This window comes from Alphaproteobacteria bacterium, assembly GCA_030739735.1.
GTDB lineage: Bacteria > Pseudomonadota > Alphaproteobacteria > UBA7887 > UBA7887 > UBA7887.
This window is the reverse complement of sequence record JASLYQ010000023.1, coordinates 13,146-35,595: the sequence shown is the minus strand read 5'-3', so window position 1 is coordinate 35,595 and position 22,450 is coordinate 13,146. Positions and strand designations below refer to the sequence as shown.

Below are 22,450 nucleotides of genomic sequence, written 5' to 3'. Positions count from 1 at the left end.
CGCCATGCAGACTATTTTTATCAATATCAAGTGTGAACTCGGCAAGGCCTATGCGGTCGCCGATAGCCTCGTGCAGAATCTCGACGAGGTTTCCGAGGTCTATTCCACCTCGGGCCAGTACGACCTGCTGATCAAGGCCTACCTAGCAGATAACAGTGACATCGGGCACTTCATCAACGAGCGTATTCATAGCGTCAATGGCGTTTCGGATACCTTCACCACCATTACCTTCAAGGCTTTTACCTGACGTCGGGCTCGCCGCAGGGTAGACTGCGGCCATGGCACAACACTTCGATCTCGTCGTCCGCGGCGGCACGGTAGTCACCAACGTCAGTCACGGCCATGCCGATATCGGTATCGTCGGCAGCCGCATAGTAGAAATCAGCAATCTCGGCGACGCCAAGGCTGAGCACACAATCGACGCACGCGGGCTGCATGTGCTGCCCGGCATCATCGACAGCCAGGTCCATTTCCGCGAACCCGGCCTTGAGCATAAAGAGAACCTGGCCAGTGGCACCGCGGCAGCGGCGCTTGGCGGCGTCTGCACGATCTTCGAGATGCCCAACACCTTCCCGGCCACCACAACGGCTGAGACCTTGGCAGACAAGCTGGCTCGCGCCGACGGTAGATCGTGGACAGATTACGCTTTTTTCATCGGTGCTTGTAAGGAGAATATTGAAAAGTTACCTGAGCTAGAGAAGCTACCCGGATGCTGCGGCGTTAAGATCTTCATGGGCTCCTCCACCGGCAGCCTGCTAGTCGCCGACGACGAGACACTGGAGTGCGTCCTGCGCTCGGGTAGCCGTCGGGTTGCCGTCCACGCCGAGGATGAGACCCGGCTCAGAGAGCGCCGCACCCTTGCTGAAAGCGGTGACGATCCGGCCCTGCATCCGCAGTGGCGGGATGTCGAGACCGCGCGCCTGGCGACCGAGCGCTTGTTACGCCTGGCGGAAGAGACGCGCCGGCCCGTGCACGTGCTTCATGTCACCACAGCGGAGGAAATGGCGATGCTGCGCAGGCGTCCCGATTGGGTAAGTGTGGAGTGCACGCCGCAACACCTCACCCTTGAGGCTCCTACCTGCTACGCCGAACTCGGCAGCTTAGCCCAGATGAACCCGCCGATCCGCGAGGCGCGCCACCGCGAGGCTCTGTGGCAGGGTTTGGCAGACGGCGTCGTAAATGTGATCGGCTCTGACCACGCGCCCCATAGCCGCGAAGAGAAGGCAAAACCCTATCCCAAAAGCCCGTCAGGCATGCCGGGAGTGCAAACCATGCTGCCGCTCATGCTCGACCATGTTGCAGCCGGCCACCTTAGCCTTAACCGCTTGGTGGATCTGCTTTGCAGCGCTCCGGCCCGCCTTTATCGCACCCATGGCAAGGGCGCCATCCTTCCCGGCAACGACGCCGACCTGACCTTGGTCGACCTCAAGGCGCAGCGCCACATCGAAAACAACTGGTTGGCGAGCAAATGCGGCTGGAGCCCGTTCGAAGGCCGCGCACTGACCGGCTGGCCAATGGCAACGATCATCCGCGGCCGTGAGGTAATGCGCGACGGCGAGCTTTTGGGAGACCCGTCGGGTGCGGCGGTGCGTTTCGACGCTTGAAGGCACAGGCGGCGGTCGCTACTTGGAGGCTATGATGCGGCATATGTTCTGGCTTGCTCTGATTTTGTTCGCCGCCACACCTGCGGCAGGACAGACTTTCAAGATTCCCGAAGGCTTTCAGCACGAGGTCGTGCGAGAGACAGATGCGGCGGGCGAGCATATCGCTGTGCTGCGGGTCATGCCCGAGCCCGGTGCCTTCTCACAGCTCAGCAGTATTGAGATGCGCCCGCTCTCGGAGAATATTGCCTATCCAGCCGACTGGCTCGACGGGCGCATGACCGCGTTTCTTAACGATACGGAAGTGGCCGATGTAGAGAGCGTTCTCAATGCGCCGGACAGCCCCCTTGCGGATCCCGCCTTCGAACCCCTCACCGAGATTCTGCAGGCGGCGATGGACCATCTCCATCGCCTTGGTCAGGCGCCGCTCAAGTACTGCGACGTTCAACGCCGCGGCGAGAACGCGGTCGGTGTCTATGATGAGTTGGCATGCCGTTTTACGATCGGGCCGCTCGGGTGGTACTTAGTGCTTCGGCTCCAAGAGCTTGACGGCGTCTGGTACTACACGCGCATCGCCACGATGAATAAAAAGCGCCTACGCCATCTCGTCGCCATCGCCAACTCCTTTCACGTCGAGTAGGAAAGCTTCATGTCCAGCCAGCCGCAGCCCGAGCTCGCCGCCCGCCTCTCCGACCACGCGAGCAGCTTCGATTGGGCCGACCCCTTCCGCCTCGACGACCAGCTCGATGAGGATGAGCGCCTGATCCGCGAGACCGCACACAACTTCGCCCAAGATCGGCTGATGCCAGGGATTGTTGAGGCCAACCGCAGCGAGAGCTTCGACCGTCACATCATGGAGGAGATGGGTAAGCTAGGCTTGCTCGGCGCGACCATCGAGGGCTATAGCTGCGCCGGTGCCAGCACGGTCGCCTATGGCCTCATCGCGCGGGAGGTCGAGCGCGTCGACTCTGCGTATCGTAGCTGCCTCTCGGTGCAGTCGAGCCTGGTCATGTGGCCGATCTCTGCGTATGGCACCGAGGAACAAAAGCAGCGCTGGCTGCCGGGCATGGCTGCCGGCAAGCTGATCGGGTGCTTCGGGCTGACCGAGCCCGACCATGGCTCCGACCCGGGCGGCATGACCACCCGCGCACGCGCCGTTGACGGCGGCTTCCGTCTCACTGGCTCGAAGACCTGGATCAGCAACAGCTCGATCGCCGATGTGCTTCTGGTCTGGGCCAAGGATGAGAGCGGTAAGATCCGCGGCTTCGTCGTCGAGCGCGGTGCTGAAGGCCTCTCGACGCCGAAACTCGAAGGCAAGTTCTCGCTACGGGCCTCGCCGACCGGGATGATCTTGCTCGATGACGTGTTCGTGCCGGAGGAGAACATCTTCCCCGAGATCCGTGGCCTTGCCGGACCATTCGGCTGCCTCAACAATGCGCGCCTAGGGATCGCATGGGGCAGCATGGGCGCGGCAGAATTCTGCTGGCATGCGGCGCGCACCTACACTCTGGAGCGCACCCAGTTCGGCCGGCCGCTTGCAGCAACCCAGCTGGTGCAAAAAAAGCTTGCCGACATGCAAACCGAGATCGCGCTCGGTTTGCAGGCCGCGCTACGAGTTAGCCGCCTCAAGGACCAAGGCAAGGTGGCGCCGGAGATGATCTCAATCATCAAGCGCAACAATTGCGGCAAGGCCCTCGATATCGCCCGCGTCGCCCGCGACATGCACGGGGCCAACGGCATCGCTGACGAGTACCACGTCATCCGCCACGCCATGAACCTGGAGGCGGTCAACACCTACGAGGGCACGCACGATATCCACGCCCTCATTCTGGGGCGTGCGCAGACCGAAATTCAGGCCTTCAAGTAGAGCGTCAGCCGGCCATCGTCAGACCGCCGGAAACACTGAGCACCTGGCCAGTGACGAAACCAGCGTCGTCGCTGGCAAAGAAGCATATGGCGCCTGGCAAGTCGTTGGGCTGGCCTAACCGCCCCATGGGGATAGCGCGACGCAAGGCCTCTTGTAATTTCTCCGGGTTGCGCGAACCGGCGGCAACTTCGGCAAGCAGGTTGGTCTCCGTCGGTCCCGGGCAGACCACATTGACCGTTACCCCATGCCGGGCGTGCTCGCGCGCGAGTGTTTTGGACAACCCCAGCATGCCCGCCTTGCAGGCGGCATAGACGGCTTCTCCGGAGGAGCCGACGCGGGCCGCGTCTGAGGCCACAGAAACGATGCGTCCATAGCCGCGCTCTACCATGCCGGGTAGGGTCACATGGATCATGTTAAGCACGCCAACCAGATTGATCGCGATAAGTTTCTGCCAATCCTCCGGCTCTGTCGCCACGAACGGCTTGAAGAGATCCCAGCCGGCATTGTTCACGAGGACATCGACCGGGCCGAACTCAGCCTCGACCGCGGTCACGGACGCGGCGACACCATCATAGTCGGTGATATCGCAGGCGTAGGCCTTGCTGCCGGGAGCCGTGCCCGAGACTGTCGCCGCTGCGCCGCCTTCTCGGTCTAATACCGCAACCTTGGCACCTTCATCGGTAAAACGCCGCACCGTCGCACCACCGATACCACCACCGCCGCCCGTGACGATAACCACACGATCTTCGAGTCCGCGCATACTGTCCTCCCATAGCAATAGGGCTGAGACTATAGCCTCGGTCAATTCACAAGCCAGCGCAAAACCGCCCGGCTGAGACCGTCTATAGTCAACAAAAGCGAGATTATCGAAAAATTATGGTGCGAGTTGGCTGCGATATTCGTTTCGGCCAACAGCACAAGAGCGCAGCAGAGTGAGCGGCAGAAGAAAGCTCAAGGAGCGGGAGACCCGCTTAGTTTTGGTTGTGATTGATGTAGTCGGTCCAGAATTTTATCTGTCTTGGGTTGTCATACCGTTACCCTTCACTTTCCGGCAATCATTTTTATGATTGCGGAGTAGTCGAGGCCACCATTGCCGGCAGCGCTGAAGATACCGTAAAGGGCTGCTGCCTCGGCGCCCAATGACGTGGCAGTACCGCTGGCGTTAGCCGCCTGTTGGGCAAGCCGCAGATCCTTCAGCATCATGTCCGTTGCAAAACCCGGCACAAAATTCCTATTCGACGCGGCCGTCTCGACGATTCCAGCTACCGGCAGGTGGTTGAGCATAGCCCAACAACTCCCGGACGCATTCGACGAGATATCGAACAGGGTTTGTGCCTCTAGGCCAAGCGATTTAGCCAACGTGAAGGCCTCGCAGAGGGCTATCATGGAGATACCGAGGATCATGTTGTTACAAATCTTTGCCACCTGGCCGTTGCCGCTAGGACCGGCATGGACGATCGTGCGTCCCATCTTGGCCAATACCGGCTCGGCCTTTGTGAAAGCCTCCGCCGCGCCACCGACCATGAAGGTGAGTGCTGCCACCGAAGCGCCGGCAACGCCGCCGGAAACCGGCGCATCCAGCATGGAGAGACCGGCCGCATCAGCCGCCGCCGCGATCTCGCGCGCGCTCTCGACATCGATCGTCGAGCAATCGATTAGCACGGTACCCGGCGCCGCCGCAGCTATCACTCCACCATCGCCGCAATAGACCTCGCGCACTTGGGTGCCGGCCGGTAGCATGGTGATGACCATCTCGGCGCCCTCAACCGCAGCAGCCGGCGACTCGACAGCTACGGCACCATCGACGACGATTGCAGCGACCGCTTTGGACGCAACGTCGAAGACCATCACCGCATCGCCAGCATTGAGCAGGTTGCGCACCATAGGTCCACCCATGTTTCCCACACCGATAAAACCGATCTGCATGCGGTCCTCCCTTAGTCGAATGTCAGATCGCGCTCACCGAGCGGCGCGAAATAGGCATCTACAGTCTCATCACCGACAGCATCGAGGCTTGCCGGCCGCCACGCCGGCGCCTTGTCCTTGTCGATCAACACTGCACGCACGCCTTCGCAAAAGTCGTGGTCAGCCATGAAGCGCTGGCAGAGCCGGTATTCCATCACCATGTTGGCATCGAATTCCAGACCTGCAGCCTCTGTCAGCTGGCGATGAGCCACTTTGAGACTGAGCGGCGCGACATGGCGTAGCGTCGCTGCCGTCTTCTCGGCCCATTCGCCACCCTCAGCGTCGAGCGCCGCCAGGATAGCCTCCACGCTGCCACCGGCAAAGCAGCGATCGATCTGCGCCTGCCGTTCACGCATCGGTGGCGATCCTGGATCCTCGGCATAAGTATCGAGCAACGTCTCGATCGGTGCCGAGTTGATGGCGTCGACCAGTTTTGCCAAATTACCATCCGAGACATAATGCGTCGCAGCTCCGACATAAAGGCAGTCAGCAGCTCGCGCTCGGGCGCCGCTCAGCGCCATGTAAAGGCCAGATTTTCCCGGAAACCGTGCCAGAGCATAGCCGCCCCCGACATCGGGAAAAAAGCCAATAGCCATCTCGGGCATCGCCAGCACCGTGCGATCGGTGGCGATGCGGTAGCGACCATGGATCGAGAGCCCTACACCGCCGCCCATGGTGATGCCGTCGAGGATCGCCAGATAGGGCTTCGGATAGGTGCGGATAATACGGTTGAGGCGATATTCCTCGCGGAAGAAGTTGGCGCTCAAACCCGTGCCCACCTCGCCGGCCAGGATGCGCTTGGCGATACCGACAACGTCGCCACCAGCGCAGAAGGCGTGCTCGCCGGCGCCACTGATCACTACCTCGCGCACGGCATCGTCGCCCGCCCAGTCGTGCAGCCGGGCAGTGATCTCCAACACCATGGCGTGGTTCAGAGCGTTCAGCGCCTTGGGACGATTGAGGGTGATGCTAGCACGGTCACCTTTTACAGCGAACAGAACTTCTGGCTCACTCATGAGAGTGCATTTCCGCGCAGAAGCTCGCGAGCGATGATCACGCGCATGATCTCATTGGTTCCTTCCAATATCTGATGGACCCGCAGGTCGCGCAGGATGCGCTCGATCGGGTAATCCCGCAAATAGCCATAACCACCGTGTAACTGCAGCGCCGCATTGCAAACGTCGAAGCCAGCGTCCGTCGCGAAGCGCTTGGCCATGGCGCAATGCAACGTCGCGTCCGGCGCCGCGGCATCGAGCTTGGCCGCCGCCCGCCAGATCATCAGGCGCGCCGCCTCCAACTCGGTCGCCATGTCGGCAAGCTTGAATCGTAGGGCCTGGAACTCGGCCAGCTTCTGGCCGAACTGCTCGCGCATCTGCATATGATCGCGCGTCGCCTCAAGCGCCGCACGAGCGCCGCCGAGTGAGCATGCACCGATATTGATGCGACCGCCGTCGAGACCTTTCATGGCGATCTTGAAGCCGTCGCCTTCGATACCGATGCGGTTCGCAACGGGCACGCGGCAGCCCTCGAAGATCACCGCCGCGGTGGGCTGGGAATGCCAGCCTAGCTTCTTCTCCTGGGCGCCGAAGGAAAGCCCGGGCGTATCCTTCTCGACCACCAGACAGCTTATACCACCAGGACCTCCATCGCCCGTGCGCACCATGCAAACATAGATATCGGAAGCGCCGCTGCCGGAGATGAAGGCCTTGGCGCCGTCGAGCACGTAATCGCCCCCATCGCGGTGCGCGCGGGTGCGCAATGCGGCGGCATCGGAGCCCGCGCCAGGCTCGCTCAGGCAATAGCTCGCGAACAGGTCCATCGCGGTGAGCCCGGGCAGCCAGCGGGCGCGCTGGTCATCGTCGCCGAAGCTATCGATCATCCACGAGGCCATGTTGTGGATCGAGATATAGGCCGCGGTTGAGGGACAAGCAGAAGAGAGCTCTTCAAGCACCACAGCCGTATCAACGCGCCCGAGCCCCGTCCCACCATGCGCCGGATCGCAGTAAAGGCCGGCGAAGCCGAGCGCCGCGGCCTCGCGCAATACCGCGACCGGAAAGATATTATTTTCGTCCCAGGCCGCGGCCTCGGGCGCCATGCGCTCGACGGCAAAGCTACGTGCGGCCTCGCGAAACGCCGCCTGTTCCTCACTCAGATCGAAATCCACGTCGAGTCCTCCCGAATCCCTTATCTGGTGCGGGCGTGCGCCTGTCAACACAGGAGGATTTTCAGCGACGCGCGCGTGCATTACACTCTCGTCTCTACAAGGGAGCCTACCATGCCCGGACCCCGCCTACCCGCCTACCTTGGCCGCTACCCCAATACACGCCTGCGCCGCAACCGGCGCGACGATTGGAGTCGCCGGCTGGTCTCGCAGACCCGCCTCAGCATCGACGATCTGATCTGGCCGGTCTTCGTGCATGAACTGGACAGCCCGGCACCGGTGCCCTCGATGCCAGGTGTCGAGCGGCTATCCGTGGCCGGCCTAGTCGAAGCGGCTGGCGAGGCCGCTGCGATCGGCATTTCGGCATTGGCCATCTTTCCGGTGATCAACCTCGCGCTAAAGACCGACGAGGCGGAGGAGGCCTACAATCCGGACAATCTGATCTGCCGAGCGGTGCGCGCCGTGGCCAAGGCGGTACCAGATATCGGTATTGTCTGTGACGTGGCGCTCGACCCTTTCACCTCACATGGACAAGACGGTCTGGTGCGCGACGGCTATGTGGTCAACGATAAGAGCATTGAAGTGCTGGTCAAGCAGTCGTTGGCGCAGGCAGCAGCCGGCTGTAACGTCATCGCGCCGTCGGACATGATGGACGGACGTGTTGGCGCGATCCGGGCAGCGCTAGACGCGGCAGGCCACGACAACGTCCGCATTATGGCTTATGCGGCAAAATACGCTTCTGGCTTTTACGGCCCCTTCAGGGATGCCGTCGGCTCATCCACCAGTCTCGGCAAGGGCGATAAGCGCACCTATCAGCTCGACCCGGCCAACAGCGACGAGGCACTGCGCGAGGTCGCCCTCGATATCGCCGAGGGCGCGGACATGGTGATGGTCAAGCCCGGCATGCCTTATCTCGACATCGTACATCGTGTCAAAGAAGCCTTCAGCCTGCCCACCTACGCCTATCAGGTGTCAGGCGAATACGCGATGCTCGAAGGCGCCGGCATCCAGGGGTGGGTCGACGGCGAGCGCGTGATGATGGAAAGCCTCGTTGCTTTCAAGCGCGCTGGCGCTGACGGAATTCTCACCTATTTTGCCCTACGCGCAGCGAAGCAGCTCAAGGCAGGTTAGCCAGAAATAGTCCCACATAGCGATCGTCCCAGGTCACGGGCCTGCCGCCGCCGTGGAATTTCACATGCCGTCGGCGCTCAGCATGAACAGGTCATCCTCGACATGAACGACCAGCGTCGGCGAAGCCGTGGCGCAAGATGAAGAAGCCATCGTCGAAGGCGCACACACTTCAGGCATCGCACCACCGACCGCTATTCGCCGCTGAGCCGCACGCTCTCGCCCATCGCATCATGATGCTCCCGACACAGCCGAAAATAGCGCCTATGTGTCGGCAACGATTGACGGCGGCGAGCTAGCTGCGGAGAATGCTTAACGGCGACGCGAGACGCCATATAAAAATGGAGTGAGGACAATGATTCGCTTCGAGGCGTTTGACGGGCCGTTCGGCGTAGCGGTGTATGGAGTGGATGTGGCGGCGGGAATCGATGATGCGACCTTTCGCCAGCTAGCCGAGGCGCTCTACGAGAACCGCGTCATCGTGCTCAAGGGCCAGGACTGCGCCAAGGAGGCCTATCTCGCGTTCGGTCGCCAGTGGGGAACTCCGATCACACATGTGGTCAATACCGCGCGCATGCCGGACTATCCCGAGATGATGGCGCTCGGCAATACCGCGGACTGGGCCGCAGACGACATCAACCGCAATGCCGCCGCCTTCTGGCACACCGACCAATCCTACGACGCCAATATCGCCACCGCGACCATGCTTTATGCGCGCAAGGTGCCCGATGTCGGCGGTCAAACTCGCGTGGCCGACATGAAGGCAGCCTATGATGACCTCGACGCGGAGACGCGTGCGCGTATCGACGATCTTGTCGCCATGCATTTCTACGGCGCCACCTCAGGCCAGGATAGCGAGATCGGCATCGCTCGGTTAAACGAGCGCCAGGCAGAGAAAGTACCGCCGGTGCCGCACCACCTGGTGCGCAAGCATGCGGTGACCGGCGAGAAAGCGCTCTACGCGGTAGCCGGCACGGCCTACGCCATCGAGGGCATGGCGGACGATGAAGCGCTAGCGCTGATCAGCGAGTTGAAAGCGCATGTGTTGCAGGACAAGTACATCTATCAGCATGCCTACGAGGTTGGCGATATCGCCATGTGGGACACGCAGATGACGCTGCACTCGGCAACGCCCATCGGCCGGCCCGACGGCCCCGGCAGCGAGCGTCTGGTTTGGCGTATCAGCGTCTGCGGCAAGCCACCCGTCTTTCAATAGACGAAGACGACCCCGCTACCTGAGGAGAATGCCATGCGCGGCCTGATGATGGATACGCCGTTGATGATCTCGTCGCTGCTCCGCCACGCGGCGATCAATCACGCAGACCGTGAGGTTGTCAGCCGCCTGACCGACGGCACCATCCACCGTACCAATTACGACGAGATCTACGCCCGCACCCAGCGCCTAGCCAACGCCTTGCAGCGCCTGGGTGTGAAGACGGGTGACCGCGTCGCAACCATCGCCTGGAACACCCATCGCCACTTTGAGATCTATTTCGGCGTACCCGGCATCGGTGCCGTTTGCCACACCATCAACCCGCGACTTTTCGGCGAGCAGATCGTCTATATCGCCAACCATGCCGAAGACAGCGTGCTGTTCCTCGATTTGACCTTCGTGCCGCTGGTCGAGGGCATCGCGACTGAGTTCACCTCCATCAAGACTTTCATATTGATGTGCAACGAAGATGAGATGCCCGAGACGAGCCTGCCAGGCGCGCTCTGTTACGAGACCCTGTTGGCGGTCGAGGAGCCGGGCTTCGCCTGGCCCGACTTCGACGAGAACACGGCATCCTCGCTCTGCTACACCTCCGGCACCACGGGCAATCCGAAAGGCGTACTCTACAGTCACCGCTCGACTGTGCTGCATACGCTGTGTGCGCTCGGCGCCGAGACGCTGGCGATCCGGAATCGCGATTGCATGCTCGCCATCGTACCCATGTTCCATGCCAATTGCTGGGGCACACCCTATGCCTGCGCCGCAGCAGGAGCCAAGGTCGTCTATCCGGGTCCCTTCATGGATGGTGATAAGCTGCATGCGCTGATCGAGGCCGAAGGCGTCACTATCGCTCTTGGCGTGCCCACCGTCTGGCTCGGGCTAATCAACTACATGAAGGCAACAAATACACGTATCGATACAGTTCGGCGCACGGTGATCGGCGGCACCGCGATCCCGGAAAGCATGCTGCGCACCCTGGAGGAGGATTATGGTGTCGAGGTGCTGCACGCCTGGGGCATGACCGAGACCAGCCCGCTCGGCTCAGTCGGCAGCCTGCGCGCCGGCGAGGACGATCTGCCAGCAGCCGAGCGCCGCGCTATCAAGCTCAAGCAGGGCCGTGCTATCTACGGCGTCGAGATGCGCGTGGTCGACGAGGACGGCTTGGAGCTTGGGCGCGACGGTGAGACCTCGGGACAACTCATGGTGCGTGGCCCGTGGATCGCCAAGGGCTATCTCAAAGGCGAAGGCGGCGAGATGATGGATGACGACGGCTGGTTCCCGACCGGCGATATCGCCACCCTCGATGTGGTCGGGCGCATGCAAATCACCGACCGCGCCAAGGATGTCATCAAGTCGGGCGGCGAGTGGATCTCCTCGATCGAGCTAGAAAACGAGGCCATGGGCCACGAGGGCGTGGCCGAAGCCGCCGTCATCGGCCTGCCGCATCCCAAGTGGGACGAGCGCCCGCTGCTGGTAGTGGTACGCGCGGGCGGCTCGCCGGTCAGTGCGGAGGACCTGATGGGCTACCTCGCCGACAGGGTTGCCAAGTGGTGGCTGCCGGACGAGGTCGTCTTTGCCGACGAACTGCCCCACACGCCGACCGGCAAGGTGCTGAAAACGCGCCTGCGCGAGCTTTACGCTAACCACGTGCTGGCCAGCGTGCGCGAGAGTGCCTGAGGCTGTAGGCTTTACTTGTTCAGATGGTCGCCGGGTGCCTTATGGTTGGCCCAGGCGAGCGTCACGGCAAAAGCGCTGAAGGCGACGAGTATCAAGATGAGATAGAGAGCCTCGGTGGAATCCATGTTCTTCCCTCCTTGTCGCGAGTCACCTCGACACTGCAGGGGTAAGGATTTCGGTCCTTAACCTGGATTAATGCCATACACTCGTCCTGGGGAGCGGCTGTCGGTGAAATTGATCCCGAACCGCAATCGCGCGTATCACCTTGGGTCCTTTTCGCTCGAGCGCCTGGCGCGCGCCTCTTCCCGAGGCCGAGGATAAAGGGGTGAGGCCGCACCGGCGCATTATCACACAACACCTGCCGATGGCCCGCGCGGCACTGCCGTAGCGGCAGGATGCCCGGGCTTGGCCGGGCCGGATGATCGCGAATAAGCGAGCTCGGCACGGCACTGCCGGCGACAAACTCGGTGTTGGAGGGTTAAGCCGCGAGCTTGCTGTCGTCGTGGAAGCGGGCGCCTATCGCGGCCATATCGCGCAGTAGCTTGGGTGGGGTGAAGCGAGGGCCATGGGCTTGGGCGAGACGGTCACAGGCGGTGGCAAAATCGGCCACACCCATCATGTCGATCAGCGATAGCGTACCACCGGTATGGGCCGGAAAGCCCCAGCCTAGGATAGACCCAATATCACCGTCTGCAGCGTCGGTCAGCACACCCTCCTCGAGACAGCGCGCAGTCTCGATGGCCTGGACATAAAGCAGACGCTCCTTCACCTCCTCCACATCGGGCTGTTCGGCAGCGAGCGGGAACGCCTCGGCCAGACCGAACCAGAGGCGCTTACCGTCGTCTTTCTGGTACTCGTAAAAGCCGCCGCCCGCCTTCCGTCCCATGCGCACGTACCGGGAGACCATAACCTCCATAACCTCTTCGCCAACGGACGGTTTATAGGCGTCTCCCAAATCGGCTTTTGTTTGTACTGCAACCTTATACATAAGCTCGATAGAAACCTCGTCACTGACGGCAAGTGGACCGACCGGCATGCCGACCATGCGCCCTGCGTTCTCGATCAGGGTTGGGGATATACCTTCGGCTAACATTGCCATGCCTTCACGAGCATATGTGCCGAAGACGCGGCTTGTGTAGAAGCCGCGGCTGTCGTTGACCACGATGGGGGTCTTGCGGATGCGCTGCACATAGTCCATGGCGCGCGCCAGGGTCGCATCACTGGTCGCCTCACCGCGTATGATCTCGACTAGCGGCATCCTGTCCACTGGCGAGAAGAAATGCAGGCCAATAAAGTTGGCCGGGCGGGTGCTAGCCTCAGCAAGACCCGTGATCGGTAGCGTCGAGGTATTGGAGGCAAAGATGGCATCCTCGGCAATCACCGCCTCGGTTTTGGCCGTGACGTCGGCCTTGATGGCACGGTTTTCAAATACCGCTTCCACGACCAGGTCACAGCCGGCAAGGTCGGCAAAATCGGTGGCCGGATGGATACGCGCCAATACTGCATCGCGCGCGTCGGCGCTCATGCGCCCGCCCTCAACACGCTTGTCGAGCAGACCCTGGCTATAGCTCTTGCCGCGCGCGACAAGGTCCAAATCGGTGTCCAGCAGCACCACTTCCAACCCGGCCACGGCCGAGGTGTGGGCAATTCCAGCGCCCATCATGCCAGCTCCGAGTATGCCGACCCTGCTGTAGCTCTGTCTCTCAACATCTTGAGGCCGGTTGCGGAGCTTATTAGCATTGCCCATGGCAAAGAACAGTGAGCGGATCATATTCTTTGCGACCGGCCCGCAGACGAGCTTGGTGAACCAGCGCGCCTCGGCCTTCAGGCCCGTATCGATATCGACCAACAGGCCTTCGTAGACGCTAGACATGATGGCCTGCACAGCAGGAAAGTTGCCACGTGACTTGTCATGCGCCATGGCGCTACCAGCGACGAAAGTCTCCATGGCGCCGGGACCCCAGACGGCGCCGCCGGGAATACGATAGCCCTTGCGGTCCCACGGATTGATGGCCTCGGGCTCACTGTCTAACCAGGCACGGGCGGCGCTCATCAGTTCGTCCGCCGGCACCACGTCATCGAGAATGCCGGCCTTGAGCGCCGTTTCGGCATCGAGATTGCGGCCCTGCACCAGAAGCGGCATGGCCGCGCGGGCACCGATCAGGCGCGGCAGGCGCTGAGTGCCCCCGGCTCCCGGCAACAGCCCGACAGTCACTTCCGGCTGGCCGAACTTGGCCTTGGGATTTGCGGCAGCAATGCGACGATGGCAGGCAAGCGCAATCTCAAGCCCGCCCCCGACAGCGGTGCCAGGCAGAGCCGCGACGACCGGCTTACCGCCGGTCTCGAGCTTGCGCAGCAGTAGCTGGATGGCCCGCACGCGCTCAAACATCTCGGCCGCATCGTCGGCCTGTAACATCGAGCCGAGATCGGCACCGGCGAGAAAGTCGAGCTTGGCCGATGTGATGATGATACCCGTTACCGCCTCGTCGCCCAACGCGCGATCCACAGCCTCAGCAAAGGCCGCCAAGGATTTGTCGTTGATCACGTTCATGGTGCGTGCGCCCATGTTCCAGGAAATGACCGCAACGCCGTCGGCGCTCTCGTAGTCGATCATGTCAGATGCGCTGGATGATGGTTGCGGTACCCATGCCAGCGCCGACGCAAAGCGTGGCCAGCCCGGCTTCCTGGTCGCGCCGCTCGAGCTCGTCGAGCAAGGTGCCGAGGATCATGGCGCCGGTGGCGCCGAGCGGATGGCCCATGGCGATAGCACCACCGTTGACGTTCATCTTATCCTGTGGAACATCGAGCGTCTGCATGAAGCGCAGAACCACGGCGGCGAAGGCCTCGTTGAGCTCGTAGAGGTCGATGTCCTCCGGGGTCATACCAGCTCGCTTAAGCGCCTTCTCGGCCGCCGCGCTGGGCCCGGTGAGCATGATAGTCGGCTCCGAGCCAATCGAAGAGAAGGCGCGGATACGCGCGCGCGCTTTAAGGCCGAGCTTGTCACCGATCTCCTTGTTGCCGACGAGCACCGCCGCGGCGCCATCGACGATGCCGGACGAGTTGCCGGCGTGATGCACATGGGTAATACGCTCAACTTCCGGATAGCGCTGGATGGCAACGCCATCGAAGCCGTAATTCTCGCCTTGATCCTTGAACGAGGGATCGAGCGAAGCCAGGCTCTGCATCGTGGTCTGGGGCCGCATGTATTCGTCGTAATCGAGCACAGTGAGACCATTCTGATCGGTCACCGGCACCACACTGCCCTCGAAATAGCCTGCATCCCACGCAGCCTTGGCGCGTCTTTGGGATTCGACCGCATAGGCGTCGACGTCGTCGCGGCTGAAGCCGTACTTGGTGGCCACGAGGTCGGCCGAGACGCCTTGCGGCACAAAATAGGTCTTGAAGGCCACTTCCGGATCGGCCATCCAGGCACCGCCACCCGAGAACATAGGCACGCGCGACATGGATTCGACGCCGCCGCCAATGGAGAGATCGGATTGGCCGCTCATCACCTGGCCAGCCGCCATGTTGACGGCTTCGAGGCCCGAGGCGCAAAAGCGGTTTATCTGCACGCCCGAGACGCTTTCGTCGTAATCCGCATGCAGCGCAGCGACGCGAGCGATATCGGCCCCCTGCTCCCCCACCGGCTCGACCACGCCGAGCACGATGTCGTCGACCTCGGCCGTGTCGAGATCGTTGCGGTCGCGGATCCAGGTTAGCGCCTGGGCGGCGAGTCGGATCGGCGTCACCTCGTGCAGGCTGCCGTCCTTCTTGCCCTTGCCGCGCGGAGTGCGAACGGCGTCGTAGATATAGGCGTCGGTCATGTCGTGATCTCCCCTTGGGGCTTTACAGCGAGCGGCCGATAAGCTCGCGCATGATCTCGTTGGTGCCGCCGTAGATGCGGGCAATACGGGCGTCGGCCCAGGCACGGGCGATGGGATACTCCCACATATAGCCATAGCCGCCGTGCAATTGCAGGCAGATATCGAGCACGCGGTTCTCCATCTCCGTGGTCCACAGCTTGGCCATGGCCGCGGTGGTGGGGTCGAGCCCGCCGTTCATGTGCTTTTCCAGGCACTGTTCGACGAAGGCGCGGCCGATGGTCACCTCAGTCTTGACATCGGCGAGGCGGAAGCGCGTGTTCTGAAAATCGCCGATGGCCTTGCCGAAGGCCTTGCGGCCCTTGACGTATTCGATGGTCCAGTCGAGCCCGGCCTCAGCGTGAGCGACGGCGCCGAGCGCGATGATCAAACGCTCCTGCGGCAAGTCGGACATAAGATATTCGAAGCCCCTGCCCTCCTCGCCGAGTAGGTTGGTCTTGGGCACCCGCACATTGTCGAAGAAGAGCTCGGAGGTGTCCTGCGCCTTCAAGCCGATCTTCTCGAGATTGCGACCGCGGCTGAAGCCTTCGCGCTCGCGCTCGACCAGCACTAGACTAGTGCCGTGGGCGCCTTGGCTCGGATCGGTCTTGGCGACGACGATGATCACGTCCGCCTGCTGGCCGTTGGTGATGAAGGTCTTGGCGCCGTTAACCACGAGGTGGTTGCCATCTTCGATAGCGCTGGTGCGCACGCCCTGCAGGTCGGAGCCCGTCCCGGGCTCGGTCATGGCGATGGCACCGACGGCCTCACCGCTCACAAGCTTGGGCAACCACTCCTGTTTTTGTTCGTCGGAGCCATAGTGGAGAATGTATGGCGTGACGATATCCGAGTGCACACCGACGCCGGGCCCCGAGGCATTGGCCTTCGCCAGCTCCTCCAGCACCACGGCAGAATAGGAGAAATCAGCGCCGGGGCCACCATATTCCTCTGGCACGGCGCAGCAGAGCAACCCCGCCGCGCCCATCTTGTGCCACAAGTCGCGGTCGATCTCGCCAGCCTTCTCCCAGTTGTCGTGATACGGGGTGATCTCGCGCGCGATAAAGCGCTTCACCTGGTCGCGAAAGGCCTCGTGTTCGGCCGTGTATACGCCACCATCAGCCATCGCCTCACTCCACGCTAGGTCATCAGGGCCCTAACCTTGACTCACGCGCGCTGCGCGTCAAGGATTCCGGACCGCAAACGGAGGGCAACGACGATGGCGATCTACGAGCTGCGCACTTACACCCTGCAAGTCGGCAAGCTGGCCGAAGCAGTGGAAGTCTACCAGAGCCTCGGCTGGCCGGCTATCGAGCCCTATCAGGATAAGCTGGTGGGATACTTCACGGGCGATATCGGCGCGCTCAACCAGATCATCCACGTCTGGAAGTTCGACGACGATGCCGACCGCCGCGCTTTCTGGGCCAAGATCTACGACGACGAGGCCTTCATGACCTTCGCCCGCAGCTTTCGCCCCCTCATCCAAACCCAAGAGAACAAGCTCATGCTGGCGGCACCGTGGGGGCCGCATCCGTAGGGAGCTTTATCGCTGACGAGAAAGGGCGGTCGGCACCCTGAGTCGACGGTTGCCCTCAAAACGGATCCGCTACCGACTTCACCGTCATCAACTTCGCGCAAGTCGTGTAGCGCAAGTATGCGTGTTGATTGTCGTCCAATTCCGGGAAGAGAAACTTATTTAAGCAATGAGATTTTACGTAGACAGAGCGATCTTCCGAGAGGTCGCCAGCGACCAAGGCCCATATTATGTGGATGAGTGAATACATACTGGGAAGCCAGTAGCCGTTTACCGCAAGGCGAAGCGGCACGAGGTTCCGCTCGGTCAGGTCATTGCGATAGCCAAACGGCAAATTCTATCGATTGTATCGCCTCACCGTGATGCCACCAATCCTGGCCCCACTTTCGCATCGACAGCGCCGGCCCCGTTGGCTTAAGATTCCTCAGTTGGGCGCTCTCACAGAAAATGGGGCAGAGACATGTTCGAGAACCTTCAGTTCAATATGGCGGGCGGGCTGGATCTGCCGTTGCCGCGCATGGCGCGGGTGCGCCAGCTTTTTGACGATCACGCGCTGCCGGACGTGGCCGCGGCGGTCACGGCGGAACTTGACAAGCCGGGGGTGGGCGAGAGCATCAAGCCTGGCGCCAGCATAGCCGTCGGGGTTGGGAGCCGCGGGGTAAACAATATTCAGACCGCGGTGAAAGCGCTCGTTGCGGGCCTCAAGGCGCGCGGCGCCGAGCCCTTCATCTTCCCGGCCATGGGCAGCCACGGGGGCGGAACCCTCGAAGGCCAGCGCAGCGTTCTCGCTGGTTACGGCATTACCGAGGACGAGGTAGGCGCGCCGATACGCTGCACCATGGACACTGTCGTCCTCGGCACACTCAAGAACGGCACTGAAGTGCACATGGACCGCTACGCCAGCGAGGCCGACGGCGTTGTCGTGATCAATCGCATTAAGCCCCACACCAGCTATCGCGCCGCGATCGAGAGCGGCATCACCAAGATGCTCACCATCGGCATGGGCAAGATCAACGGCGCCACGGCGCTGCACGGCGGCAACAGCATGAGCGATTTCGGCACCGTGCTGCCGGCCGCGGCCCAAGTCATCATAGACAATAGACCCTTCCTCTTCGGCATCGGTATGGTCGAGGATGCCTATGACGCGACCGCCATCGTCGAGGGCCTGTCGGCAGTCTCCTTGTTCGACCGCGAGGCCGAGCTGCAAGCAAAGGCAAAGTCGCTGATGGGCCGCATCCAGATCGACGATATCGACGTGCTGGTCATCGACGAGATCGGCAAGGAGATTAGTGGCGCCGGCTTCGACCCCAATATCACCGGCCGCAACGCCCGTGGCATTGCAGGCTTTGAGCATCCGCGCGTGAAGAAGATCGTTCTGCTGGACCTCACCGACGCCACCAAGGGCAATGCTAGCGGCATTGGCTGCGCCGACGTGATCACCCAGCACCTGCTGAGCCGCATCGACTTCAACTACACTTACGCCAACGTCGTCACCTCGACCTATCTTGACGGCGCCTACATCCCCATCGCTATGAAGACCAACAGCGAGGCGGTGGCGCTGGCCGTGAAAACTTTAACCGGCGTTGCGCCACAAGACGCGCGCATTGTGCGCATCAAGAACACCTTGAAACTGGACGAGATCGCGGTCAGCGAGCCACTGCTCGACGAGGTGCGCACGCACGAGCGCATGGAGCTGATGAGCGAACCTGTCACGATGGATCTCGACGCGGCAGCATAGGGCACTGGGTCATGAAAGTTATCGCCATCGCGCAGCGCTCGACAGAGCATTCGGCGGAGGACTTTGCGCCGCATCTGGAGGCGGAGGCGCACCGTGCCCTGACCTTGTTTGCCGAGCAGAGCTTCCGCGAGCTCTATAGCCGCACCGACGGCAAGGGCGCTATTATTGTGCTTGAGGCCGCGAGCGAAGACGAGGCGCGCGAGAAGCTCGAAAGCCTGCCACTCGCAAAACTTGGCATGCTCAGCTTTGATATCTACGGCACCCAACCCTATCGCGGATTTATTGCCAATCTCTAAGACGGTGAGAGATATGGAAGAGCGCACCTGGTTTGTTTACCTCTCGGGCGAAATTCACAGCGACTGGCGTGAGCGAATCGCGAGAGGCGTCGCAGACGCCAGCCTGCCCGTGCGCATCGATGCGCCGGTCTGTGTCCACGAGGATTCGGACGACTGCGGCACGACCATTCTCGGGTCCGAGCCAGACGCCTTCTGGCACGACCGCAAGGGCGCCACGACTACAACACCATCCGCCCGCACTCGGCGCTCAAAGGAGACACGCCCGCAGAGGCGCGCCGAGCGCTTGAGCGACTTGATGGCCCCGCGCACGGCGCGCGTGCCAACCCTTCGACAATGCGTTATGCAGAACCAGGACTCTCCTTATGAGTGAGGGAGCCAAGGGGCCCAGGTCAGAGGCAATGGACTTCGAGAGACTGGTGCGCGATCGGCGCAGCATTCGCGGCTATAAGCCGGACCCGGTGCCGCGAGCAGTGATCGAAGAGATCATTGACATCGCCAAACGAGCACCGTCGTCGATGAACACCCAGCCCTGGCAATTTCATATTGTCACCGGCAAACCTCTGGAGAACATCCGCCGAGGCAATAGCGAACGCATGCTAGCCGGCGCCAAGGTACAGCGCGAGATCCCGGTGCGTGACGGCTATGAGGGCATTCACCGCCAACGCCAAATTGAGATTGCTGTGCAGCTCTTCGAGGCCATGGGCATCGCCCGTCACGACGCCGAGAAGCGCCAGGATTGGGTGATGCGCGGCTTCCGCCAGTTCGACGCTCCGATATCCGTCGTTATGACCTATAACAAGTGTCTGGAGCCCGCCACTATCAGCCATTTTGATCTCGGCGCCGTCACCTACGGCCTGGTGCTGGCCGCCTGGTCGAAGGGCCTCGGCACAGTGATCAACGGCCAAGGCATCATGCAATCGGCTGTGGTGCGCGAGCACGCACAAATCCCCGACGATCAGGTCATAATGATTTGCATCGCCATGGGCTACCCCAATGATGATTTCGCCGCCAACGACGTGGTCTCGCGGCGTGCACCTAATGACGATTTTGTGCGCTACGTCGGCTTCGACTAAGCCACACCCCAACGTTGCCGAGATCTCATACCCACAAAAATTATCGGGTTAATAAATTTCGACTTCAAGTGCCGCACGATGTGTAACTAGCGTTCCGCTAAGTCGTTGATCTATATTGAAATCGATAGATCGCGGCACGTGGACTTGGTCTATATCACCGGCCAGACCCGTGTGAGCTTCTAAGAGGCCTCCGCCAACTGGCCGAGATGGACCAACTTCTCGTGTCTAAAGGCGCCCCACAGCGCGGCGCCTATGGCGCCGGCATAGATCGAATCCGGGTTGCTTTCGATCGCCACGTCAACTTTCCGATCTGCGATTTCGTCGCGCATCGCCCCGATCAACCCATCGTCCAACGCCAAGCCACCGGTCACCAGCACCGTCTCGCCGGCCGGAACCTTGACCGCCTTTAAGAGCCTGGCTAGGCGTCCGGCCATAGAGACGTGGATGCCGCGCAGGATGTTGGGCGTCGTGATGCCGCGCGAGACCATGTTGATGACGTCTGTCTCGGCGAGCACGGCACATATACCGCTAACCTTTTCCGGGTCATTCGCCTGCAGTGACAGCTTCCCAATCTCATCGATCGCGACTCCAAGATAGCGCGCTATATTTTCCAGAAATTGCCCGGAGCCAGAGGCGCACTGGCTAGTCATCTTGTAGGACAGAACCTTGCCACGCTCGTCGATGCTGATGGCACGGCCATGCAGCGCGCCGACGTCCAGCACCGCGCGTACGCCGAGGTTGAGGTGAATGGCGCCACGAGCATGGGTGGTCATAGAATAGAAATGCCCAGTGCGGAAGGATATATTTTCACCCTCGCCCGTAGTCGCGACATAGGCCACCTCATCGCGCCCTAGACCAAGTTGCTTAAGAAGCGCCTGATAGCAGCTCTCAGCAAGGACCATCGGGTCTCGGCGACGCAAGCGGTCTACGCGCTTAGCAAGCCATCTATTCTGCTCTCCGTCGCAGTCGAAGATCACCACCTTGACGGCGCCCGTGCCGATGTCGATGCCTGCGGTGACGGTCATGTCATGCCTCTCCAGCACGGACAGCGAAGGTCGCCGCACCGAGCGCGCCGGTATAGATGGATTCGGGATTTATATTGATGGTGATCTCGCCATAGTTCTCCCTCACCAGCGCCTTGAGGGCATCCACCGCGGCCTGATTCTTGGCCACGCCGCCGGTGAAGGTGAACTCATCGCTGACGCCGCCTGAGCGCGACAAGGTCGACATTGCCCGCAAAATGATCGCCCGATGCAGACCCGCCAAAATGTTCTCACGCTTCTCACCAAGCGCTAGGCGGTCGCGCAGCTCGGCACCGGCAAAGACGGTGCAGGTGGAATTGATGCGCACCGGGCGCGTCGCCTCCATGGCGATCGGCCCGAGCTCGTGCAAGCCGACATTCATCTCGTCCGCGATGTAGCCGAGATAACGCCCGCAGCCGGCAGCGCAGCGGTCGTTCATCTGAAAGTTCTCGACGATACCATCGGCATCCACCTGTATCGCCTTGGTGTCCTGGCCGCCGATGTCGAGCACGGTGGCGGTATTCGGATACATGCGATGAGCACCGAGCCCGTGGCAGAGGATCTCGGAGCGGATGTGCTCCTTCGAAAACGGCAGGCGAGCACGCCCATAGCCGGTACCGACGGTGTAGGTCTCGTCGAGCGCGATATCGAGCACTCCCGTGACCGGTGCCCGGATGGCCTCTTCGGAGGCCGCCAGATCGGTCGCTTCGGTAAAGGCGCGGTCCAGCGCGCGCTTCAACTTGGCGCTCTCCGACTCATTTGAGATGCGGTTCTCCACGTCAATGATGGAGCGGTCGTAGACATTGAGTACGGCATCGAATTCCAGATCTGCCGCCGCCGCCACTTCTTCGCCCACGGCCTGGTAGCGCGAGCCAGCGATATCGCGGAAAAAATCTGACTTACGATCCACTCCCGGCGCGAACATAGCTGGAGCGTCGGCAAAAAGCCGGCCGAACAACGCGCGCAAGACCTCGCGTAGGGCATCGCTGCGCTCGCCAAAGCGTTGCTCTGTCACGTTGCCCTCGCAGGTGTCACGCAGATCGGCCAGCTGCTCGAGATACTGCTCCAGACGGAAACTGCGCTCGAGCAAATCGAGAAAAGCGTCCTGGCGTCCGCGCAACGACTCCACGTCGATCAGCGAGCGCCGGAAGAGGTTAAACCGGGTGTCAATCAATGCCTCCTGCTTGGCGATCTGCGCCGCGATGTCATAGTTCGACCGTGAATTTGTGATGCCGCGGCCGAGAACCTCGTCATTGGTGTCGAGCACTACGGCCTTTGTAGTAGTCGACCCGAGATCGATGCCGATGTAACAGTCCAT

At 61.6% G+C, this 22,450-nt stretch carries 20 protein-coding genes and 2 pseudogenes; 13 read left to right on the top strand and 9 right to left on the bottom strand.

Annotation, left to right across the window (positions count from 1 at the left end):
- Window positions 1-4: 4 nt before the first annotated feature.
- Genes QF629_11130 through QF629_11115 form a run of 4 tightly spaced genes read left to right on the top strand, consistent with a single transcriptional unit; the run spans window position 5 to window position 3,468 of the window.
- The gene (locus tag QF629_11130) at window positions 5-247 is read left to right on the top strand and encodes an Lrp/AsnC ligand binding domain-containing protein (protein ID MDP6014079.1); all 243 of its coding nucleotides are present in this window, start codon (window positions 5-7) and stop codon (window positions 245-247) included.
- A 31-nt stretch (window positions 248-278) separates the two neighbouring features.
- A complete protein-coding gene (locus tag QF629_11125) occupies window positions 279-1,604 on the top strand; it encodes a dihydroorotase (protein ID MDP6014078.1) in 1,326 nt (441 codons plus the stop codon).
- A 31-nt stretch (window positions 1,605-1,635) separates the two neighbouring features.
- Window positions 1,636-2,241: a hypothetical protein gene (locus QF629_11120; GenBank protein MDP6014077.1), complete on the top strand. Its 606-nt coding sequence runs from the start codon at window positions 1,636-1,638 to the stop codon at window positions 2,239-2,241.
- A 9-nt stretch (window positions 2,242-2,250) separates the two neighbouring features.
- On the top strand, window positions 2,251-3,468 hold the full coding sequence (locus QF629_11115) for an acyl-CoA dehydrogenase (protein MDP6014076.1): 1,218 nt from the start codon (window positions 2,251-2,253) through the stop codon (window positions 3,466-3,468).
- Between the two features lie 4 nt (window positions 3,469-3,472).
- Here QF629_11115 and QF629_11110 read toward each other — a convergent pair whose 3' ends face one another.
- From QF629_11110 to QF629_11095, 4 genes are all read right to left on the bottom strand, one after another.
- Window positions 3,473-4,228, bottom strand: coding sequence for an SDR family oxidoreductase (locus QF629_11110; GenBank protein MDP6014075.1), 756 nt, complete (start codon window positions 4,226-4,228; stop codon window positions 3,473-3,475).
- A gap of 281 nt (window positions 4,229-4,509) precedes the next feature.
- On the bottom strand, window positions 4,510-5,394 hold the full coding sequence (mmsB, locus tag QF629_11105; GenBank protein MDP6014074.1) for a 3-hydroxyisobutyrate dehydrogenase: 885 nt from the start codon (window positions 5,392-5,394) through the stop codon (window positions 4,510-4,512).
- Between the two features lie 11 nt (window positions 5,395-5,405).
- Window positions 5,406-6,449, bottom strand: coding sequence for an enoyl-CoA hydratase/isomerase family protein (locus QF629_11100; GenBank protein ID MDP6014073.1), 1,044 nt, complete (start codon window positions 6,447-6,449; stop codon window positions 5,406-5,408).
- Window positions 6,446-7,597, bottom strand: coding sequence for an acyl-CoA dehydrogenase family protein (locus QF629_11095; protein MDP6014072.1), 1,152 nt, complete (start codon window positions 7,595-7,597; stop codon window positions 6,446-6,448). Before QF629_11095 ends, QF629_11100 begins: the two co-directional genes overlap by 4 nt.
- Window positions 7,598-7,708: 111 nt before the next feature.
- On the opposite strand from QF629_11095, the gene hemB reads away from it, so the two are divergent.
- From hemB to QF629_11080, 3 genes are all read left to right on the top strand, one after another.
- A complete protein-coding gene (hemB, locus tag QF629_11090; protein MDP6014071.1) occupies window positions 7,709-8,725 on the top strand; it encodes a porphobilinogen synthase in 1,017 nt (338 codons plus the stop codon).
- Between the two features lie 352 nt (window positions 8,726-9,077).
- Complete coding sequence (locus QF629_11085) at window positions 9,078-9,938, top strand: TauD/TfdA family dioxygenase (GenBank protein MDP6014070.1); 861 nt, start codon at window positions 9,078-9,080, stop codon at window positions 9,936-9,938.
- 33 nt (window positions 9,939-9,971) lie between these two features.
- On the top strand, window positions 9,972-11,612 hold the full coding sequence (locus tag QF629_11080) for a long-chain-fatty-acid--CoA ligase (protein MDP6014069.1): 1,641 nt from the start codon (window positions 9,972-9,974) through the stop codon (window positions 11,610-11,612).
- Between the two features lie 478 nt (window positions 11,613-12,090).
- Here the strand turns inward: QF629_11080 and QF629_11075 are convergent, their stop codons facing one another.
- The 3 genes from QF629_11075 to QF629_11065 are packed head-to-tail and all read right to left on the bottom strand — an operon-like array spanning window position 12,091 to window position 16,595.
- A complete protein-coding gene (locus QF629_11075) occupies window positions 12,091-14,226 on the bottom strand; it encodes a 3-hydroxyacyl-CoA dehydrogenase NAD-binding domain-containing protein (GenBank protein MDP6014068.1) in 2,136 nt (711 codons plus the stop codon).
- Window position 14,227: 1 nt separating this feature from the next.
- Window positions 14,228-15,436 (bottom strand): acetyl-CoA C-acetyltransferase, encoded by a 1,209-nt coding sequence (locus tag QF629_11070; protein MDP6014067.1) that lies wholly within the window; start codon window positions 15,434-15,436, stop codon window positions 14,228-14,230.
- A 22-nt stretch (window positions 15,437-15,458) separates the two neighbouring features.
- A complete protein-coding gene (locus QF629_11065; GenBank protein ID MDP6014066.1) occupies window positions 15,459-16,595 on the bottom strand; it encodes an acyl-CoA dehydrogenase family protein in 1,137 nt (378 codons plus the stop codon).
- A gap of 93 nt (window positions 16,596-16,688) precedes the next feature.
- On the opposite strand from QF629_11065, the gene QF629_11060 reads away from it, so the two are divergent.
- From QF629_11060 to QF629_11035, 6 genes and pseudogenes are all read left to right on the top strand, one after another.
- Complete coding sequence (locus QF629_11060) at window positions 16,689-17,006, top strand: NIPSNAP family protein (protein ID MDP6014065.1); 318 nt, start codon at window positions 16,689-16,691, stop codon at window positions 17,004-17,006.
- A gap of 457 nt (window positions 17,007-17,463) precedes the next feature.
- Complete coding sequence (locus QF629_11055; protein ID MDP6014064.1) at window positions 17,464-18,741, top strand: lactate racemase domain-containing protein; 1,278 nt, start codon at window positions 17,464-17,466, stop codon at window positions 18,739-18,741.
- 11 nt (window positions 18,742-18,752) lie between these two features.
- Window positions 18,753-19,037, top strand: a complete 285-nt coding sequence (locus QF629_11050) for a superoxide dismutase (protein ID MDP6014063.1) — start codon at window positions 18,753-18,755, stop codon at window positions 19,035-19,037.
- A gap of 13 nt (window positions 19,038-19,050) precedes the next feature.
- Window positions 19,051-19,251: pseudogene (locus tag QF629_11045) on the top strand (YtoQ family protein).
- Window positions 19,218-19,403 (top strand): annotated as a pseudogene (locus QF629_11040) (IS3 family transposase). The pseudogenes QF629_11045 and QF629_11040 overlap by 34 nt, the downstream one beginning before the upstream one ends.
- A 32-nt stretch (window positions 19,404-19,435) precedes the next feature.
- Window positions 19,436-20,110, top strand: coding sequence for a nitroreductase (locus tag QF629_11035; protein MDP6014062.1), 675 nt, complete (start codon window positions 19,436-19,438; stop codon window positions 20,108-20,110).
- 179 nt (window positions 20,111-20,289) lie between these two features.
- Here the strand turns inward: QF629_11035 and bcrD are convergent, their stop codons facing one another.
- Together bcrD and bcrA are read right to left on the bottom strand one after the other, a co-directional pair.
- The gene (gene bcrD / locus QF629_11030; GenBank protein ID MDP6014061.1) at window positions 20,290-21,135 is read right to left on the bottom strand and encodes a benzoyl-CoA reductase subunit D; all 846 of its coding nucleotides are present in this window, start codon (window positions 21,133-21,135) and stop codon (window positions 20,290-20,292) included.
- Between the two features lies 1 nt (window position 21,136).
- Window positions 21,137-22,450 (bottom strand): benzoyl-CoA reductase subunit A, encoded by a 1,314-nt coding sequence (gene bcrA / locus QF629_11025; GenBank protein MDP6014060.1) that lies wholly within the window; start codon window positions 22,448-22,450, stop codon window positions 21,137-21,139.

Excerpts from the sequence above, each read along its gene's own strand:
- QF629_11130 (MDP6014079.1), top strand. The coding sequence starts at position 5 with ATGCAGACTATTTTTATCAATATCAAGTGTGAACTCGGCAAGGCCTAT.
- QF629_11125 (MDP6014078.1), top strand. The coding sequence starts at position 279 with ATGGCACAACACTTCGATCTCGTCGTCCGCGGCGGCACGGTAGTCACC.
- QF629_11120 (MDP6014077.1), top strand. The coding sequence starts at position 1,636 with ATGATGCGGCATATGTTCTGGCTTGCTCTGATTTTGTTCGCCGCCACA.
- QF629_11115 (MDP6014076.1), top strand. The coding sequence starts at position 2,251 with ATGTCCAGCCAGCCGCAGCCCGAGCTCGCCGCCCGCCTCTCCGACCAC.
- QF629_11110 (MDP6014075.1), bottom strand. The coding sequence starts at position 4,228 with ATGCGCGGACTCGAAGATCGTGTGGTTATCGTCACGGGCGGCGGTGGT.
- mmsB (MDP6014074.1), bottom strand. The coding sequence starts at position 5,394 with ATGCAGATCGGTTTTATCGGTGTGGGAAACATGGGTGGACCTATGGTG.
- QF629_11100 (MDP6014073.1), bottom strand. The coding sequence starts at position 6,449 with ATGAGTGAGCCAGAAGTTCTGTTCGCTGTAAAAGGTGACCGTGCTAGC.
- hemB (MDP6014071.1), top strand. The coding sequence starts at position 7,709 with ATGCCCGGACCCCGCCTACCCGCCTACCTTGGCCGCTACCCCAATACA.
- QF629_11085 (MDP6014070.1), top strand. The coding sequence starts at position 9,078 with ATGATTCGCTTCGAGGCGTTTGACGGGCCGTTCGGCGTAGCGGTGTAT.
- QF629_11080 (MDP6014069.1), top strand. The coding sequence starts at position 9,972 with ATGCGCGGCCTGATGATGGATACGCCGTTGATGATCTCGTCGCTGCTC.
- QF629_11075 (MDP6014068.1), bottom strand. The coding sequence starts at position 14,226 with ATGATCGACTACGAGAGCGCCGACGGCGTTGCGGTCATTTCCTGGAAC.
- QF629_11070 (MDP6014067.1), bottom strand. The coding sequence starts at position 15,436 with ATGACCGACGCCTATATCTACGACGCCGTTCGCACTCCGCGCGGCAAG.
- QF629_11065 (MDP6014066.1), bottom strand. The coding sequence starts at position 16,595 with ATGGCTGATGGTGGCGTATACACGGCCGAACACGAGGCCTTTCGCGAC.
- QF629_11060 (MDP6014065.1), top strand. The coding sequence starts at position 16,689 with ATGGCGATCTACGAGCTGCGCACTTACACCCTGCAAGTCGGCAAGCTG.
- QF629_11055 (MDP6014064.1), top strand. The coding sequence starts at position 17,464 with ATGTTCGAGAACCTTCAGTTCAATATGGCGGGCGGGCTGGATCTGCCG.
- QF629_11050 (MDP6014063.1), top strand. The coding sequence starts at position 18,753 with ATGAAAGTTATCGCCATCGCGCAGCGCTCGACAGAGCATTCGGCGGAG.
- QF629_11035 (MDP6014062.1), top strand. The coding sequence starts at position 19,436 with ATGGACTTCGAGAGACTGGTGCGCGATCGGCGCAGCATTCGCGGCTAT.
- bcrD (MDP6014061.1), bottom strand. The coding sequence starts at position 21,135 with ATGACCGTCACCGCAGGCATCGACATCGGCACGGGCGCCGTCAAGGTG.
- bcrA (MDP6014060.1), bottom strand. The coding sequence starts at position 22,450 with ATGGACTGTTACATCGGCATCGATCTCGGGTCGACTACTACAAAGGCC.